This window comes from Paenibacillus sp. 1A_MP2 (genome assembly GCF_052244825.1).
Lineage (GTDB): Bacteria > Bacillota > Bacilli > Paenibacillales > Paenibacillaceae > Paenibacillus > Paenibacillus vandeheii.
In genome coordinates, this window is record NZ_JBQQCS010000001.1 from 2,886,980 (window position 1) to 2,904,879 (window position 17,900).

15 protein-coding genes and 2 pseudogenes are annotated in these 17,900 nt (G+C 45.0%); 16 read left to right on the top strand and 1 reads right to left on the bottom strand.

Going from position 1 to position 17,900, the window contains the following annotated elements:
- The first annotated feature begins 104 nt into the window (after positions 1-104).
- The 14 genes and pseudogenes from nusB (at position 105) to ACTWJ7_RS14175 (ending at position 14,668) form a co-directional block, all read left to right on the top strand.
- On the top strand, positions 105-557 hold the full coding sequence (gene nusB, locus ACTWJ7_RS14110) for a transcription antitermination factor NusB (RefSeq protein ID WP_024630993.1): 453 nt from the start codon (positions 105-107) through the stop codon (positions 555-557).
- A gap of 88 nt (positions 558-645) precedes the next feature.
- On the top strand, positions 646-1,503 hold the full coding sequence (folD, locus tag ACTWJ7_RS14115; RefSeq protein WP_079349478.1) for a bifunctional methylenetetrahydrofolate dehydrogenase/methenyltetrahydrofolate cyclohydrolase FolD: 858 nt from the start codon (positions 646-648) through the stop codon (positions 1,501-1,503).
- A 9-nt stretch (positions 1,504-1,512) separates the two neighbouring features.
- A complete protein-coding gene (gene xseA, locus ACTWJ7_RS14120) occupies positions 1,513-2,877 on the top strand; it encodes an exodeoxyribonuclease VII large subunit (protein WP_079349477.1) in 1,365 nt (454 codons plus the stop codon).
- Positions 2,867-3,124 (top strand): exodeoxyribonuclease VII small subunit, encoded by a 258-nt coding sequence (xseB, locus tag ACTWJ7_RS14125; protein WP_079349476.1) that lies wholly within the window; start codon positions 2,867-2,869, stop codon positions 3,122-3,124. The genes xseA and xseB overlap by 11 nt, the downstream gene beginning before the upstream one ends.
- Positions 3,117-4,020, top strand: a pseudogene (locus ACTWJ7_RS14130) (polyprenyl synthetase family protein). Before xseB ends, ACTWJ7_RS14130 begins: the two are co-directional and overlap by 8 nt.
- 279 nt (positions 4,021-4,299) lie before the next feature.
- Positions 4,300-6,207 (top strand): 1-deoxy-D-xylulose-5-phosphate synthase, encoded by a 1,908-nt coding sequence (dxs, locus tag ACTWJ7_RS14135; protein WP_079349474.1) that lies wholly within the window; start codon positions 4,300-4,302, stop codon positions 6,205-6,207.
- Between the two features lie 68 nt (positions 6,208-6,275).
- A pseudogene (locus ACTWJ7_RS14140) lies at positions 6,276-7,120 on the top strand (TlyA family RNA methyltransferase).
- Positions 7,121-7,201: 81 nt separating this feature from the next.
- Positions 7,202-7,690, top strand: coding sequence for a hypothetical protein (locus ACTWJ7_RS14145; protein ID WP_236642090.1), 489 nt, complete (start codon positions 7,202-7,204; stop codon positions 7,688-7,690).
- A 121-nt stretch (positions 7,691-7,811) separates the two neighbouring features.
- Complete coding sequence (gene ahrC, locus ACTWJ7_RS14150; RefSeq protein ID WP_079349472.1) at positions 7,812-8,261, top strand: transcriptional regulator AhrC/ArgR; 450 nt, start codon at positions 7,812-7,814, stop codon at positions 8,259-8,261.
- A 56-nt stretch (positions 8,262-8,317) separates the two neighbouring features.
- On the top strand, positions 8,318-10,036 hold the full coding sequence (gene recN, locus ACTWJ7_RS14155) for a DNA repair protein RecN (RefSeq protein ID WP_053784420.1): 1,719 nt from the start codon (positions 8,318-8,320) through the stop codon (positions 10,034-10,036).
- A 120-nt stretch (positions 10,037-10,156) separates the two neighbouring features.
- Entirely contained in the window at positions 10,157-11,488 is a 1,332-nt protein-coding gene (spoIVB, locus tag ACTWJ7_RS14160; protein WP_079349471.1) for a SpoIVB peptidase, read from the top strand.
- Between the two features lie 191 nt (positions 11,489-11,679).
- Complete coding sequence (gene spo0A, locus ACTWJ7_RS14165) at positions 11,680-12,495, top strand: sporulation transcription factor Spo0A (RefSeq protein WP_024630982.1); 816 nt, start codon at positions 11,680-11,682, stop codon at positions 12,493-12,495.
- 444 nt (positions 12,496-12,939) lie between these two features.
- Entirely contained in the window at positions 12,940-13,671 is a 732-nt protein-coding gene (locus tag ACTWJ7_RS14170; RefSeq protein WP_443145548.1) for an EAL domain-containing protein, read from the top strand.
- Positions 13,672-13,837: 166 nt separating this feature from the next.
- Positions 13,838-14,668, top strand: a complete 831-nt coding sequence (locus ACTWJ7_RS14175) for a GGDEF domain-containing protein (RefSeq protein WP_443145549.1) — start codon at positions 13,838-13,840, stop codon at positions 14,666-14,668.
- Between the two features lie 111 nt (positions 14,669-14,779).
- Here ACTWJ7_RS14175 and ACTWJ7_RS14180 read toward each other — a convergent pair whose 3' ends face one another.
- Positions 14,780-15,589 (bottom strand): FlxA-like family protein, encoded by an 810-nt coding sequence (locus ACTWJ7_RS14180; protein WP_079349468.1) that lies wholly within the window; start codon positions 15,587-15,589, stop codon positions 14,780-14,782.
- Positions 15,590-15,786: 197 nt separating this feature from the next.
- Between ACTWJ7_RS14180 and ACTWJ7_RS14185 the strand changes: the two genes are divergently transcribed.
- Positions 15,787-17,490 carry a helix-turn-helix domain-containing protein gene (locus tag ACTWJ7_RS14185; protein ID WP_443145550.1) on the top strand — a complete coding sequence of 568 codons (1,704 nt, stop codon included), beginning with the start codon at positions 15,787-15,789 and terminating at the stop codon, positions 17,488-17,490.
- The gene (locus ACTWJ7_RS14190) at positions 17,490-17,744 is read left to right on the top strand and encodes an ABC transporter substrate-binding protein (RefSeq protein ID WP_443145551.1); all 255 of its coding nucleotides are present in this window, start codon (positions 17,490-17,492) and stop codon (positions 17,742-17,744) included. The genes ACTWJ7_RS14185 and ACTWJ7_RS14190 overlap by 1 nt, the downstream gene beginning before the upstream one ends.
- The last annotated feature ends 156 nt before the right edge of the window (positions 17,745-17,900 follow it).

A 17,900-nucleotide genomic window follows, 5' to 3' on the forward strand; every position in this document is an offset into this window, starting at 1 on the left:
TGAAAAGGGATAACAATATAATAAGATCTCTGATTCCATCAAAGATTTTATATTTTAAAATAAGCATGATGACGCTCCAGAGGGAGCGCTGCAGGAGGCAGGACATGAAAAGACGTTTGGCAAGGGAAATTGCAGTACAAAGTCTGTATCAGATGGAAATGAATGAAGTGGGCGCAGCTGAAGCCGTGAATATGTTGATCAATGAAGCCGCTGAAGACAATGAAACCGAAGTGGTTATTCGTGATGCAGATGTGATGCGTACCTACGTGACCGAAATGGTACAGGGCGCATGGAACAATAAAGAAGCGATTGACGGCTTACTCGTCGATTATTTGAAAGGCTGGCAGATTAGTCGTCTGTCGCGGGTAGATCGCCAGATTTTACGGCTTTCAACGTATGAAATGGTGTTCCGTGATGATATTCCGGCAAAGGTATCCGTTAATGAAGCGATTGAATTGTCCAAATATTTTGGTACAGATGAATCCGGTAAATTCGTTAATGGTGTACTTGGGCGCATGATTCAGGAAGTCGACACCATCAAAGCAAAAATGTCTTAAGTTACAATTAAATATAGTTTATTTTCAAAAAGACCGGTTTTCAGTACCGATTCTAAATCATATGTTCACATAAGGGAGAGAGAGTACAGTGACAGCATCTATTATTAACGGTAAGGAAGTATCCCAAGAAATCCGCGCAAGCATGACAACTGAAGTAAAACAGCTTAGCGAACAGGGGGTAGTACCTGGTCTGGCTGTAGTGCTCGTCGGGGAAGATCCGGCATCCCAAGTATATGTGCGTAATAAAGAAAAAGCATGTCACGACCTCGGTTTCTATTCCGAAGTTCATCGTCTGGATGCAAGCACGTCCCAAGAGGAACTGCTCGCTCTGGTGGACAAGCTGAACAAGCAGGAATCCATTAACGGCATTTTGGTTCAGCTCCCACTACCGAAGCATATCGAAGAGAAAGCGGTTATCGATGCGATCGCCGTAGACAAAGATGTGGACGGATTCCACCCGGTTAATGTGGGTAATCTCGTCATTGGTGATGATAGCCTGTTGCCATGTACCCCTGCGGGCGTAATCGAGCTGATCAAGCGTACGGGTCTCGAAATGTCGGGCAAACATGCCGTAGTTATCGGACGCAGCAACATTGTCGGCAAACCGGTATCCTTGCTGCTTCAACGTGAGAACGCAACGGTAACCATGTGTCATTCCCGTACAGCAAACATGAAAGAGATCACGCGCCAAGCAGATATTCTTGTGGTTGCCATTGGAAGTGCAAACTTTGTGGATGCCGATTTCGTTAAACCGGGTGCCGTTGTAATTGATGTGGGGATGAACCGTTTGGATAACGGCAAACTGGCAGGGGATGTGGATTTCGAAAGCGTGAAGACAGTATCTGGTCCAATTACACCTGTTCCTGGAGGCGTTGGTCCAATGACGATTACCATGTTGATGCAAAATACACTGATCGCTGCCAAACGCGCTCACGGATTGGCCTAGGTCGAATCTGTGGCAGATCAAAAAATCTACTCCATTAAAGACCTGAACCGATACATCCGGATGAAGCTGGAATCGGATCAGGTACTGTCGGATGTATGGCTGCGCGGAGAGATTTCCAATTTTACACATCATTCCAGTGGTCATATGTATTTCACATTAAAGGACAAGGACAGCCGAATTAAATCCATTATGTTTGCTTCCCATAATCAACGATTGCCCTTTGTACCGAAGGAGGGTGCAAGGGTTATTGCTCGTGGCAATGTCTCGGTGTATGAACGGGATGGACAATATCAATTCTACGCCACACACATGCAGCCGGACGGTATCGGAAGTCTGTATTTGGCTTATGAGCAGCTGAAAAAAAAGCTGGAGGACGAGGGGCTGTTCTCTGCATCACGGAAAAGGCCGATTCCCCGTTTCCCACAGACGATTGGTGTGGTCACTTCTCCTACAGGTGCAGCGGTAAGGGATATCATGATTACCTTACAACGCAGATATCCCTCTGCCCAAGTGATTCTATATCCTGTTCTCGTTCAGGGTAAAGGCGCGGCTCCTTCCATTGTGAAGGCCATCAACAATCTGAACCGAATGGGCGAAGCCGATGTGCTGATTGTTGGACGAGGCGGTGGATCATTGGAGGAGTTGTGGGCTTTCAACGAGGAGATCGTGGCAAGAGCGATTGTGGGCTCGGACATTCCAGTGATCTCAGCAGTCGGGCATGAAACAGATTTTACGATTGCTGATTTTGCTGCGGATCTGCGTGCAGCAACGCCTACGGCTGCTGCCGAACTGGCAGTGCCCAATCGAGCTGAACTGCTTGATCAGATTGCTCAGCGTCAGCGTCAGCTGCAGCACAGTTTACGTCAGCGTGCTGTTCATAATCGCGAGCGACTGGCCAGGTTGCAACGTTCACCTGTACTTGTGCACCCAAGGCGTACCTTAATGCAGCATACGGAGCGACTGGACATGCTGCAACAACGACTTCTGAGAACGGTAAATACGCGCATGAAATGGACGGTTGAGAAGCAGGAGCGTCTGCGTGCGGCATTGCAGCGTTTCAATCCTCGCGAACAGGTAAATGCAGCAAGACGCGAGAATGCATCAGCCCGGCGTCAGCTGGAGGTTGCCATCCGATCTATTACGAGAGCGAAGCAGCAGCAATGGAAATCATCTGTGCGGCATCTGGATGCGCTTAGCCCGCTCAAAGTCATGTCACGAGGTTACAGCCTTGTATATGACGAACAGGAGCAACGATTGATCAAATCGATGAAGGATGTACAGCCTGGAGATTCGATAAAGATTAAATTAACAGACGGGCAGCTGGACTGTCAGGTTTGGGGAATGAAGGAGGACGACAATACCCATGGCGAATGAACCGGAATTGAATTTTGAAGAGGCAATGGCGGCATTGGAAGACATCGTAGGTCAGCTAGAGCATGGTGATGTTCCACTGGAACAGGCCATTGATTTGTTTCAGCGTGGAATGAAGCTTTCACAACTTTGCGGTTTGAAGCTGGAACAAGTGGAACGTAAGATCGAAATGATCGTAGAAGAGGATGGGGAACTTCGCAAGAAACCGTTCGGCACTACTGTCGACGAAAGCGGTGAAGTCAATGAGTAATCGTCCTTCGTTTGAAATGTATCTTGAGGAAGTCACAGCTGAAGTGACGGGAGAGTTGAAGCAGACTCTTCCTGTTCACTGGGATGTGCCTCAGTCACTGGTTGACGCGATGCAGTATTCACTTATGGCCGGGGCAAACGCCTTCGTCCACTTCTGGTCGTTGCTGCGGCGGAAGCCTTCGGTGCACAGCGTTCAGCTGCACTGCCGGTAGCCTGCGCCGTGGAGATGGTTCATACCTATTCATTGATCCACGATGACCTCCCTGCAATGGATAATGACGACTATCGCAGGGAAAATTAACGAATCACAAAGTATTTGGTGAAGCGACAGCTATATTGGCTGGTGATGCACTGTTAACGCATGCTTTTTATAGTATCGTTCAGGCAGGTCGTCGCAGCGGTGTGTCAGCAGATGCATTGTTGTCCATTGTAGAGGAATTGTCCGAACTGGCTGGAGCCAGAGGCATGGTTGGCGGACAAGTGGCTGATATGGAGGGCGAGCAGGGGATGACTGATCTTGCCCAACTGCAGTACATTCATCTGCATAAGACCGGAGATTTAATTGTGTTTTCTCTCATTGCTGGAGCACGCATTGGTGGTGCAACAGAAGGTCAATTGGAAGCGCTGCGGGTATTTGGCAGAGACCTGGGGCTGGCTTTCCAGATTCAGGATGATATTCTGGACCTGACGGGTGACGAGCAGAAAATGGGCAAGAAGACGCAAAGTGATGTGAATCAGCAAAAGGTTACATATCCTTATTTTATTGGAATGGATGCGTCCCTTCATGAGGTGAAATCCCTTACGCAATCTGCAAAAGATGCGCTTGATAGAGCGGAGTTACCTGACCCTTCCAGACTGATAGAGATTGCTGATTATCTGATGAGTCGTGATCATTAGGTTCTGGAGAACATCACTGTTTCAAATCACTCAGATTAGTGTAATCCTTTTAATGTGCTTTTTCTGGGTTCATGAGTAGAGTGTCCCAAATGAATTGGGGAATACATATGGAGGAAGATCATACGTTCGTTGCTGGCGAAAATGCTCGTTATCTGGAGTATAGTGCCGTAAATTATGATTCTTGTTCTTTTATGTTATAATGTTTTAATGTGATTTAATAAACTGTGTATATATCGTTTACAAAACAATCAAACAATCTAGGAAAGCGGGGAGATTCTCGTGCTGCTTCCACAAATTAAACAACCCAGTGATCTAAAGTCGATGTCTCAGGATGATCTCGTTCTTTTGTCGGCAGAGATCCGGCAGTTTCTGATTGAGAAGCTGTCTGTTACAGGGGGCCATCTTGCACCCAACTTAGGAGTGGTTGAGCTCACGGTAGCCCTGCATTATTGCTATAACAGTCCTGTGGACAAAATGATTTTCGATGTAGGGCATCAGGCTTATGTGCACAAGGTTCTAACGGGGCGGATGGATCGCTTTGATACACTGCGTCAGCACAACGGGATGTGCGGATTTGTTAAACGTAACGAGAGTGAACATGATGTATGGGAAGCCGGCCACAGCAGTACATCGTTGTCTGCTGCAATGGGCATGGCGCTTGCCCGTGATCTTAAGGGTGAAGACAATCAGGTTATTGCGATGATCGGGGATGGAGCGCTTACAGGTGGTATGGCGTTTGAAGCTCTCAATCACATTGGTCATGAGCAGAAAAAACTGATGGTCATCCTCAATGATAATGAAATGTCCATTGCTCCGAATGTTGGGGCTATGCATAAATATTTGAGCAAAATCCGTTCGGATCGTCATTATTTGAAAGCCAAGGACGACGTGGAAGGAATGCTCAAAAAAATTCCTGCCATCGGGGATCGTTTGGCCAAATCGGCGAGCTGGATTAAAGATAGTGTCAAATACATGATGGTTCCAGGAGTTCTGTTCGAAGAGCTGGGCTTTACCTATTTGGGACCTATTGATGGACACGACATTCCTAAATTGATTGAAACGTTCAAACAGGCGGATAACGTGGATGGCCCTGTAATGGTGCATGTGCTTACCACCAAAGGTAAAGGCTATCAGCCTGCTGAGGCCGATTCACACAAATGGCACGGCATTTCTCCGTACAAGATTGAATCAGGTCAAGTGCTAAAAGCTGTAGGCAAACCGATGTATACTGAAGTGTTCGGCAAAACGTTGATTGATCTTGCCAAGCAGGATAAACGAATTGTAGCGGTGACACCAGCCATGCCAACAGGTTCGGGACTTATTCCTTTCAGTAAGGAATTCCCTGATCGCATGATTGACGTGGGTATTGCTGAACAGCATGCGGCAACCATGTGTGCAGCACTGGCTATGGAAGGGTTGAAACCCGTATTTGCCGTTTATTCGACGTTTATGCAGCGTGCATATGATCAGATTGTACATGATATTTGTCGTCATAACGCCAATGTTATGTTCGCTATTGACCGTGCCGGATTTGTCGGGCCGGATGGCGAAACGCATCAGGGTGTGTACGATGTGGCGTTTATGCGTCATATTCCAAATATCGTTCTGATGATGCCGAAGGATGAGAATGAATTGCGTCATATGATGAAGACGGCGCTTGAATATAATGAAGGTCCAATTGCTTATCGTTATCCACGAAACAATGTTGTAGGCGTACCTCTAGACAATGAACTCATTCCGATTCCAATCGGTACATGGGAGCAGCTTCGTCCATCTGAAGGTTATGCGATTATCGCATCGGGATCGATGGTGCAGCTTGCTGAAGAAGCTGCTGAGACGGTTAAAAGAGAAGGTATTACGGTTGGCGTAATTAACGCACGCTTCCTTAAGCCGCTTGATGAGCAGATGCTGCGTGATCTGGCTGTCCGAGGCACGAAGTTGATTGTGCTTGAAGAAGCATCACAAGCTGGCAGTATGGGCAGTGCAGTTCTGGAGTTCTATGCAGAACAAGGGCTGCATGATGTTCACGTGCAACTGATGGGCATCCCTGATCGATTCATTGAGCATGGAAGCATTGAGGATCAGAGAGCTGAAGTGGGACTCACGGTCGAGAATGTGAGCTCGGAGCTGCGCAGTATGGCAGCCCAATCTTCATATGGCATGTCCAGAACTCGGTTTCCTTCGTAACAGGAGCAATTAGAGTAACTGGAACACATGATTGATTAATTAGGATTACTACATGATAGGAGAAAGACATGTCACTCCCGAAAGAACGAATTGATGTTCTGCTGGTTGAGCAGGGTTATTACGAAAGTCGTGAGAAGGCAAAAGCTGCAATCATGGCTGGACTGGTATATGCCAACAATGAGCGGATTGAAAAAGCGGGCATGAAGATTCCAAGGGAAGCCGAACTTAAAGTAAAGGGTTCAGTACACCCCTATGTTGGTAGAGGCGGATTAAAGCTTGAAAAAGCGATCCGTCACTTCGACCTCAATATGAATGGACTTGTGATGCTTGATATCGGTTCATCGACTGGCGGATTTACCGATTGTGCTCTACAGCATGGTGCATCTCATGTATATGCCATCGATGTAGGATATAACCAGCTGGATTGGTCACTCCGTAATGATGAACGGGTTACTGTAATGGAAAGAACCAATTTCCGTTATGTGACTCCGGAAGATTTAAATGGACCTGTACCGAATTTTGCCAGTATCGATGTATCCTTTATTTCGCTGAGAATTATTTTGCCCCGTTGCTGGCACTTCTGAAGCAGCCGGCAGACATTGTAGCGTTGATTAAACCTCAGTTTGAAGCAGGCCGTGAGAAAGTCGGCAAGTCTGGCGTCGTTCGTGATTCTAAGGTTCACAAGGATGTTTTGCAGACGATACTCCGTTTCGCCAATGAGCTTGGATTGAAGCTGAAGGGTTTAACTTTCTCGCCGATTACAGGCGGAGAAGGCAATATCGAATTTCTCGCACATTGGCGTCTGGAAGAACCAGAGGCAACACAACAAGAGAACGTTCAGGCTTCACTTGATGCACTTGCAGATCAAGTTGCAATGGAAGCTGCTCATACTTTTACAGGAAACTCATCATAAGATGGGTTTCTTTTCGCTGGAAAGGTGACATTCTAAAAGGAAATCGGTTGTCGAATCTCGAATATGTCTTCGAGGTGAGCGATGATGGATGGGCAATATGACACAATTGTTATTGGTGTACTTGCTGTCTGCTTGATATTATGGCTGTTCTTTGGCTTGCGGAATTGGGTTAATCGTCCGATTCCGGTAAGTTTGTCGGGTATGCAACTGAATTCAGAAATCCAGGACTCACCGGCATTGGATCTGCTTGAAGCGGAAGGATATGAAGTCATCGGAGGTAAAATGAAGGTTCCACTTGCCTTTGAAGCGAATGAATCCGTTTATTACAGCAGGCTGTTCATTGATTATGTGGCAGAGCGTGATGAGGAAAGATATCTGGTGAAGACGTCTCGTCGCAGACAACCACTTGAACTTACTGGCCCAGCCCTGCGAGACCGTTTCCTGTATTATTTGTTGTTATATCCCGGCTGTGAAGGCTTGCTGTATGTGGACATGGAGGAATCGGATATCAAGATCATCAGGCTCATGGATTATCAGGAAGATGTATACGATGGAGATGATCTGGACTAAGGGTATTTATATAACCTGGAAGTTGCTTATATAACGAATAACGAATTGCAGCATGGCAAAGTGTACGGAAATTAAAATTTGCCGTCATTGCAATATATTGAACTTTTAACTGGAGGCATGTATGAAAGGACAACGACACATTAAGATACGTGAAATTATTAGTCAAAACGAAATAGAAACCCAGGATGATCTGGTTGAAGCTTTGCGTAAATCCGGATTTCAGGTGACTCAAGCAACAGTATCCCGGGATATCAAGGAACTCCTTTTAATCAAAATCCCGATGGATGATGGACGTTACAAGTATTCGTTGCCGACTGACCAACGATATAATCCGATTCAGAAGCTGAAACGTGCCCTCGTGGACAACTTCTTACACATTGATCACTCAAACAATCTGGTCGTGATGAAGTGTTTGCCTGGCACAGCGAACTCCATTGCTGCGTTGCTCGATAATATCGAGTGGACCGAAGTGATGGGGACTATCTGTGGAGATGATACCATACTCATCATTTGCCGGACGGAAAGTAACAGCGTGACCGTTATTGAGCGGATTATGGGTTATATTTCCTAGAATATAATGGTTCAAAAACATAATTTCTGAGGAGTCATCCGGAGGTGTTTTTGCAGATGTTAGTTACATTATCGATTCGTAATCTGGCTGTTGTGGAAGAGGTTGATGTTGTTTTTCACCCGGGATTTCATGTTTTGTCTGGTGAAACAGGGGCGGGAAAATCAATCATTATTGATGCGCTGGGTTTAATTGCAGGTGGACGAAGCTCAGCCGATCTGATCCGGTATGGATGTGAGAAGGCTGAGATGGAGGCTCTGTTTGAAATGGAGCCAAGCCATCCCGTATGGGAGACGCTGGAGAAGCTTGGTATCCATTGTGAGCCGGAGGAGCATCTGGTGATCCGTCGTGAATTGAACACGCAAGGTAAAAGCACATCTCGTATTAACGGCCAACTGGTCAATTTGACGATGCTTCGTGAAGTCGGAGAGAAATTAATTAATATTCATGGGCAGCATGAGCACCAAAGTTTGTTACGTGCAGAGAGTCATCTGGGACTTCTGGATACATACGGGGCAGCCATCATAGGTCCAGTCAAAGCGGAGTATCAGGAGCGCTACAGTAAATTTATTACTGCGGAAAAAGAACTGCGTGCGCTTCAGGAATCCAGTCAACGGGCATATCAATTGCTGGACATGTATCGCTTTCAGCTGGAAGAGATTGCAGCTGCTTCTTTAACGCAGGGTGAGGATGAATTACTCGGAGAAGAACGGGTCAAACTATCCCATAGTGAGAAAATGATGGACAGTGTAGCCGGTGCCTATGATCTGCTTAGCGGTCAACGTGGGTTAGAAGCTGTAAGCATCGCTCTGTCACGCATTGAAGATATATCGGGTTATGACAGCAAAGGGCTGCAGCCTATTGTTGAACAGCTCCAGTCAGCATTTTATCAGCTGGAAGACGCCACGTTTCAGTTACGCGATTATCGCGAGAAGATCGAATTTAACCCAGGTAGACTGGAAGAAGTGGAACAGCGACTGAATCTGATTTCTGGCCTCAGACGGAAATACGGCGACAGTGTGGAACTTATTTTGAATTATTATGAACAAATTAGCCATGAAACCGACCAGCTGGAGAACAAGGATGAACGCCTGGAGAAGCTGCGTAATGAACGGGACAAATTACTCAAATTGGTTATGGAGTCTGCCGAGGAACTTAGCCGTGTTCGTAAACAATGTGCAGAAGAACTTGCAGCGCAGGTGGAAAGTGAGCTTAAGGATCTACAGATGGAGAGAACAACGTTACGAGTTCAGATTACTCCTTTTGAAGATTCAAAAGGGATCGAATGGAATGGGCGTCGTATTCGTCTAACGCGTCAGGGTGCAGATAATGCGGAATTCCTCATTTCTCCGAATCCAGGTGAGCCTTTACGTCCGCTCGGCAAGATTGCCTCCGGTGGTGAGTTATCCCGAATGATGCTGGCGATGAAGAGTATCTTCGCACGTCATGATCGGATACCGGTGTTGATCTTTGACGAGGTGGATACGGGTGTGAGTGGAAGAGCAGCACAATCCATTGCGGAGAAATTATACCGTCTGTCCTCGACTTGCCAAGTTTTCTCTATTACTCACTTGCCGCAAGTGGCTTGTATGGCGGATCATCAGTATCTCATCGAGAAGCATGTCTATGACGGGCGCACGATGACACAAGTGGAATCGCTGTCAGACGAAGGCAGAGTGAAAGAATTGGCACGTATGCTGGGCGGTGTGGAAATTACAGAAAAAACGCTGCATCATGCACAGGAAATGTTGAATTTGGCGGAAGCCAAAAAAGGGTGAAACGAGTGACTGGCGTAATGATTGACAGTAATAAAAGCCTGGGGGCGAGGTTATCTTATAGGTACGCAATTGGCGACCACCTTTCGTCAAGCGAAAGAAGCAAAGGGAGTGTGACAGCCATTGAATTCCCCCCTCAGGAAGAAATTGCTAGGTCTTTTATTTGCCTTCTTTCTATGTGTGATCAGCCAGGCCATTCAGCCTGTGCAAAGTTATGCTTCATTACCTGATGAGGTACAGGTATTTGCAGGCAGGCAGGCTGATGTTCATCTTGCTGTACCGGCTGCTTCAAGCGCTGTTGTGGATCGCCCTGACATCGTCGGTTTCGATGGAAAGGAAACTGCGGTCCACGTAACGAAGGAACAACCTTTGCATCTTCATCCCCAACAAACGGGACAGGCCAAATTAACTTTAAAGTTGTGGGGCAAAATTCCGGTAAAAACGGTTAACGTAAACGTGATTCCGGATTTGCGTGTAGTGCCCGGTGGTCAAACCATTGGCGTTAAAGTAAAATCTGCAGGGATTCTGGTTGTAGGGCACCATCTCGTCCGTTCTGGTCAGGATGAACGTGTATCCCCTGGAGAATCAGCAGGCATCAAGCTTGGAGATTTGATTACCCATATGGACGGTAAGCGTCTGGATGGTGTATCGGGTGTTGCTGAAGCTGTTGAGCTTGCAGGCAAGAACAAAAAAGGAATTGATGTCGTATTAAAACGCGGCAAAGAAACGGTTAAAACGCGTTTGACACCTGCTTATGATGCTGAAGATAAAGCCTGGAGGCTTGGATTGTACATTCGTGACTCCGCAGCAGGTGTAGGGACATTAACCTTCTATGCTCCGGATCAGGGCGTGTATGGCGCGCTGGGACATGTCATTACGGATATGAATACTCAAACCTCCATCGTTGTCGGTAGTGGTCAGATCGTTCAGTCCAATGTAACGTCGATTTCCAAGAGTGAATCCGGTGATCCGGGTGAGAAACGCGCTCATTTCCTGAAAGAAAGTAAAATTTTGGGCAATATTGAACGCAATACGGCTTTTGGTATCTTTGGTAAAATGTCCGGTAATCCTGAACATAGTTTGTATTCCAAAGGCATTCCCGTTGCTTTCTCCCATGAAGTAAAGGAAGGTCCTGCAGAAATTCTCACTGTCGTTGAGGGCCAGCAAGTGGAACGTTTCGCGATTGATATTGTTCATGTTGCCGACCAATCCGAACCGGCAACGAAAGGTCTAGTGCTTCGTATAACTGATCCGAAGCTGTTGGATAAGACCGGAGGCATTGTACAAGGCATGAGTGGCAGTCCAATTGTTCAAAATGGAAAATTGATTGGTGCTGTGACCCATGTATTCGTCAATGATCCGAAATCAGGTTATGGCTGTTTCATTGAATGGATGTTACAGGATGCAGGAGTCATGATGAAGAAGGATAATGCAAAAAACCTTAAGGCGGGTTAACCTCCTTAAGGTTTTTATGAGAATGGAAACATAAAACATCAGATAATGAAATAAAATATTTATTATATAGCAACGGGAAAAAAAAATAAAGAAAAATAATATTCGACAGAAGGAATTTCCTCTGCTGTGTCGAAAATTTAACCTGTAAGGAAATGTACGAAACGATGTTTAAATTAAAGGAGGATACCGTTTTGCAAAAAATTGAGGTACTGCTGGCCGATGATAATCGTGAATTTACGAATTTGCTTGCCGAATATATATCCGAACAGGAAGATATGGAAGTGACTGGGATTGCTTACAATGGAGAAGAAGTGCTGCAGCTGCTGGAGCAGACACGCGATGTACCAGATGTACTGATTCTGGATATTATTATGCCTCACCTGGATGGACTGGGTGTGTTGGAGCGTCTGCGCAACCTGAATCTGTCTCCACAGCCCAAAGTCATTATGCTTACGGCTTTCGGACAAGAGAATATCACGCAGCGTGCCGTGCAACTCGGAGCTTCTTATTACATCCTGAAACCGTTTGACATGGAAGTACTCGCGAATCGTGTTCGTCAACTCGTTGGCACACAAACCACGATCTCCACAGGCGGTGGTAGCGGTTCATCGATGTTTATGAACAAGTCCAACGTGGTGCCGATGGGTAAACACAAAAATTTGGATGCAAGCATTACGTCCATCATACATGAAATCGGCGTTCCTGCGCATATTAAAGGATATCAGTATTTACGCGAAGCCATCACCATGGTGTATAACAATATCGAAATTTTGGGAGCCATCACCAAAACCCTGTATCCAGCCATTGCCGAAAAGTTCAAAACAACGCCGTCTCGCGTCGAACGTGCGATCCGTCATGCCATTGAAGTGGCTTGGACCCGTGGCAACATCGACAGCATCAGCCACCTGTTTGGCTATACCATCAACATCAGCAAGTCGAAACCGACGAACTCCGAGTTCATCGCGATGGTCGCTGACAAGCTCAGAATTGAGCATAAGGTGTCCTGAAAGGATCAGGAATAAGGGTAATCTGAAACAAATAATTGAACTTCTGTATGGATAAGTGAACACCACATTTTTATTGAGTCTTCCAAGGCCGATAGAAGCGTGGTGTTTTTTTTACCTACAATTTGTACTTTCCTTCAAGGAGTGGAGCAATCTTTATTAAACAGAAGCGAATAAGTATTTCTCAGAATGTGTACTTCGAATGGTGAAAGTTTTTACAAACTTTTACTTGCAGTTAACGCTTTCTCAGCAAGAAAGTGGTACGATGTGACCACTGACAAGATCACATTATAGGTATAAAGGATGAATGATATGAAGAGAACCACTTTTCTCTATACATACAAAAACGAACTATACAATTCTCTGAGATATGTACATAAATCGCTTCAACAATCTATTCTTAGTTACAGGCAATTCACGGGACTGCAAAAAATTATGCGGGATAGAATGCTTACTACATATTTTCAGCCAATCTTGAATCTGCAGAATGGGAGATGTCTTGGTTACGAAATACTGAACCGTCCTCCCATATCTAACCTTTTTCCAAATGCAGAAGCTTTTTATCAATTCATTGGTCATACGGATCAGGTTTTCGCGTTTGAACGCTTCTGTCGTGAGATTTCGATTGAAAGATTCAGAGCCTCTTTAACTACAGAACGGTATCCCGAAAATACTGTCGTTTTTTTAAATATACATCCTCAGGTTTTAGCCGATTCCACCTACCGCAGTGGAGAAACCATCAGTCTACTGAACAGTTATGGTCTATCCCCTGAACAAGTGGTCTTCGAGCTAACTGAAAAACAGGCCGTTCATGATTATGTGGAATTCGAACGGATCCTCTCAAATTATCGATCTCAGGGCTTTCGGATTGCGATTGATGATGCAGGTTCAGGTTACAGCAGTCTCAAGGCGATTGTAAGCCTCAAACCGGATTTTATTAAATTAGACAGAGCGTTGATTAGTCGAGTGGACACACATCCGGATCAGCAGCACATTGTAAGGATCCTTAAACAATTTGCAGTCGACTCGGGGACCAGTATCATCGCAGAAGGTATCGAGCGTTACGAAGAAATTCAATTTTTGCGTCGTGAAGGTATTGAATACGGTCAGGGTTACGCACTTGGAAGGCCAGACACCGTATTAAAGCCGTCTCCCTTATCTTTTCCCAAGGGTAATTAAAGATTTAAAAAAGTAGATGGTATAGCTATGCATAGAGGAGGCGAATGGTATATTTACGCAAATAGGTGAGATAGCCGATACGATTCCTGTAGTAGCGCCAGAAACAAAATGTGATATCGTCTATAATCTTTTTAAGTCCAATCCCAATCTGGAAGGTGTCGCGATTATGGGAGAACAGGGCGTGTCATTAATGATGCGAGCTCGTTTCTTCCAGCAGATTGGGACACAATACGGCTATAATTTGTACATGGGACGCCCGGTGGAACTGGTTATGAACGTTCGGGCACTGGTCGTCGATTACGCTGAACAGATTACGGATGTAAGCGTGCTGGCAATGAATCGATCTGAAGAAGAACTATACGATCTGGTGCTTATAACGGCTGAAGGCGTTTTGTATGGAGCGGTTAGTATCCGACGTTTGCTGCTTGCAGTTGCGGATGTTCGAGCCGAGATGGCGATTTTCATGAATCCCTTGACAGGGCTTCCGGGTAACCGAATCATAGATGAACGATTAGATCAGTTACTCCAGCTTGATTATTTTAGTGTTCTATACATAGATTTGGATCACTTTAAATCCTACAATGATAGCTATGGGTTCAAAATGGGGGATCAGCTTATTCAAGCTACTGCTAATCTGCTCCGGAAGCTTTTTGTTTTTCCAGAAGCTTTTCTGGGCCATATCGGCGGCGACGATTTTATTGGAATATTAAATCATCATGACTTTAGAGATGTTTGTGAAGAGGTGATAGCAGGTTTTGAGAAGATCAGGCGAATGTTCTACAATCAGGATGACTTGGATAATGAATATGTTTTGGGCGAAGGACGTTCTGGACTGAATCGACCTATACCACTCGTGTCGGTATCAATCGCTGTGGTTACGAACCGTGGACAACAGTATGAAAATATTGATCAAATTGTGAGTGAGGCGACCCGGATTAAAAAAGTATGTAAATCGGTGAATGGCAGCATCATTTGCGGAAATGAGGAAGCTGTATAACGATAATTGTGGGAGAGATTCATCGGATGTGGAAAAACCGTTATTTATCAGGGGAAATTGACCTGTAAATAACGGTTTTTTACTGAAAATACAATCCTTATATGTAATTGGTTAAACCCGAATGTCAAGTGAAACATAGGAAGGGGCAGAGGATGCATTTGATTGCGTTTCTTGAATTTTTCCTAGGTCTTTATCATTCTGTGTACCATTGGAAATCTTCGATTTATTTTCTGCCTTATTTTCTTTATTCACTTCCTGAACTTCATTTGCATGAGATGGTGGAATCGAATCGGCAACTTCTGTTGGTACCGGTTGGTTTATTTCTTTTAATTTTTCTCCAATTGACTCATCAACCTTGCGAATTTGAGAATCAATCTCTTGGACCATTTCACGCTTCATTTGAAAAACAGTTTGTTCTGCGTTTTCCAACATCATTGACTTGCCCATGTCATTTCCCGAGTCGCTATCGAGAACGATCCGATCGAATCTGGTTTCACCCTCTAATGTTTGAATAGACCCGTGCATGCGATCACGCAAACCGACAAGTTTACCTAACTGATCATAAGTCTGGCTATTTTTGATTAGATGACCCATTGCCGGAGCGTGATTTTCGTCGGTGACCTCAGACGGTTGAGGCTGTTGTTGCTTAGGTTGATCAGACTGTTTTAATTTATTTTTTTCTTGAAGCTCCTCGCTTTTGATTTGGGCAATTTGATTATCGACCTGTTGGATGAAACTCGTTATAGATTTAACTCGTTCAGCCTTAATTTTGGAGTCCAATTGATCATTGGATTTGACAGATTGCAGTTCTTCATTAAGCCTGATTTTTTGTTTCATAAGTCCTTGAATTTCCTTATCTCTGCTGGAGACTTGGCTACCGGAGGTGGAGCTGCTTTTGGCGGCAGGTGAAATTGAGTTCATGATCTTTTCCCCTTCTTCGTTATATCGTGGATCTACTTACATATATCGGATGTTACAAGAAGCAAATGAAGATACGCTGGCTAATAAGTTCGCTTTCACTTGTGTGTTGCTTACTTACTGATAATAATTGATAATGGTTATCAATGAGTGAGGAATAGTTTCGTCACAATCTATTTAGACGGGGTTGGGTTAGTGAAATGTGGAATAATTATTACATACTCTGGAACTATGCTGCTGTGAGTATTGCGGATATACGTTATATGGAGTTAAGCCCCTATGAGGAGCTAACATATACATTTCCTGCGAGCACGTTTGTATTCACCATCCAGGGTAAGGCCTATGTGACAATGAATGACCAGAAGCATGAGGTGAGTCGTTTTTATGTTCTCCATGGTGGAAAAGGAAGTATGCTGCATATTGAGGCTGGACAATCTGGATTGGACCTGTTTTACCTTATGTACAGAGCAAGCTTGCCAAGTGGAGGAAGAACCGATCTGGGGAAAATGATGGAGCACATGAATCCATTTCAGCTAACTTATGGTTATGCTCCAAAGTCACCAGCTGTGCTTTATGAGCAAGTGAAACAGATGCACTCTTTGTGGGATCAAAAGAACCCTATTCATCATTTCCAGGCAAAAAGCCTGTTCTATCCCTTCGTAGAACAAATATCAGCACATATTCCGCAATCTGCGAATCGCTATTCATATACGAATCAAGTCAGCCATGTCATTGAAATTGTGGAATCCTCCTATGCCGAGCCTCTAACGCTGCACGTTTTGGCAGAGAAGATCGGCAGCAGTTCCAGAAGTCTGTCTCGCAAGTTCAAGCAAGCGACGGGTTATAGTCCAATCGACTACTTGACCCAGTTTCGCTTGTTCAAGGCCAAGGAGATGCTGCTGCACACCGACGCTACTTTGGATGAGATTGCAGCTGGCATCGGTTATCCGGACGGATATTATCTGGGACGCATGTTCAAAAAACATACAGGCGTTTCTCCCCTTCAATACAAGGAAAAGACGTCTGGACCGCTAAAATGGCCTGATCTGACATCGGCCCTGGCGCGAAATGACATTTCCAGCGGCAGAGCCGAAAGGTATGTTTATAACGATGATGATAATCATTATCAATATAAACACGGAGGGTCAATGTACATGAATAGACAGACAAGAACGGGAATGCTGCTTACTATTTTATTAAGTCTTACTCTACTGCTTAGTGCCTGCTCGCCAGGGACAACTAGTCATTCTGGGGGAGAAGCAGCTGGAGGCAAAGGGACTTCGAGTGCCACCAGCACAGTAACGGCAGATAGCCAATCGAACACTTCCGAGCCTCGTACCATCGCGACGGTCAAGGGAGATATCACGGTCCCGGCTGAACCCAAACGAATTGTGGTTGATTTATATTTGGGCAGCCTGATTGCTTTGGGCATCAAGCCAGTAGGTACACCGGAGATGAACCTGAAGAATCCCTACTTTATCGAATCACTTGAGGGCGTAGAGAATATTGGGGAATACGAAACGATTTCTCTTGAAAAGGTGTTGGAACTGCAACCAGATCTGATTGTCACCGGTGATCCGGATTTGTTTGATTCTTTTAGCAAAATTGCTCCGACTCTGGTTGTTCCTTATGGAGAGTTGAAAAATACCCATGAGGAGATTGCTTATTTTGGTAAAGCACTGAATAAAGAAAAGGAGGCTGAGGCATGGTTAGCCAACTATGACTCACGAATTGCAGACGCAAAGAAGCAAGTTCATGATGCCATTGATGTGGATGCAGAAGTTTCGATCATGCAGTTTTATGATAAAGGACCCTTGGCTTTTGGTGATAATTTTGGTCGGGGAGGTCAGGCCGTATACAGTGCACTTGGATTGAATCCCCGGCAGATAAAAAAGAGCTATTAATGAAGGATCAGCTTGTTGAAGTGTCTTCCGAGGCGATTCCTGAATTTGCTGGGGATTACATTATTCTGACAGCAGATAATCTAACTGTGGATGAGTTGAAAACAAAACCGGTGTGGAGTTCGCTTGAGGCTGTCAAGAATGATCGAGTGTATATATGGAGTCCAGATCGTTCATGGTACTTTGACCCGATTGCAACGTTGGATCAGACCGAAGAATTGGCAGCTTGGTTCACAAAAATTTCGAATAAAAAATAATGGATCGATGTGGATTGTAATTTGGCGAAATCTAATCCTGGTTAAAAACCAGTTGATAATGAAAATTATTATCATCTATAATGAAGGCATAATAGTGAACCTCTGCTAACGCTTTGGTTAGAGGATGGTTTACATTTACAGAACGATGGCCTGTAC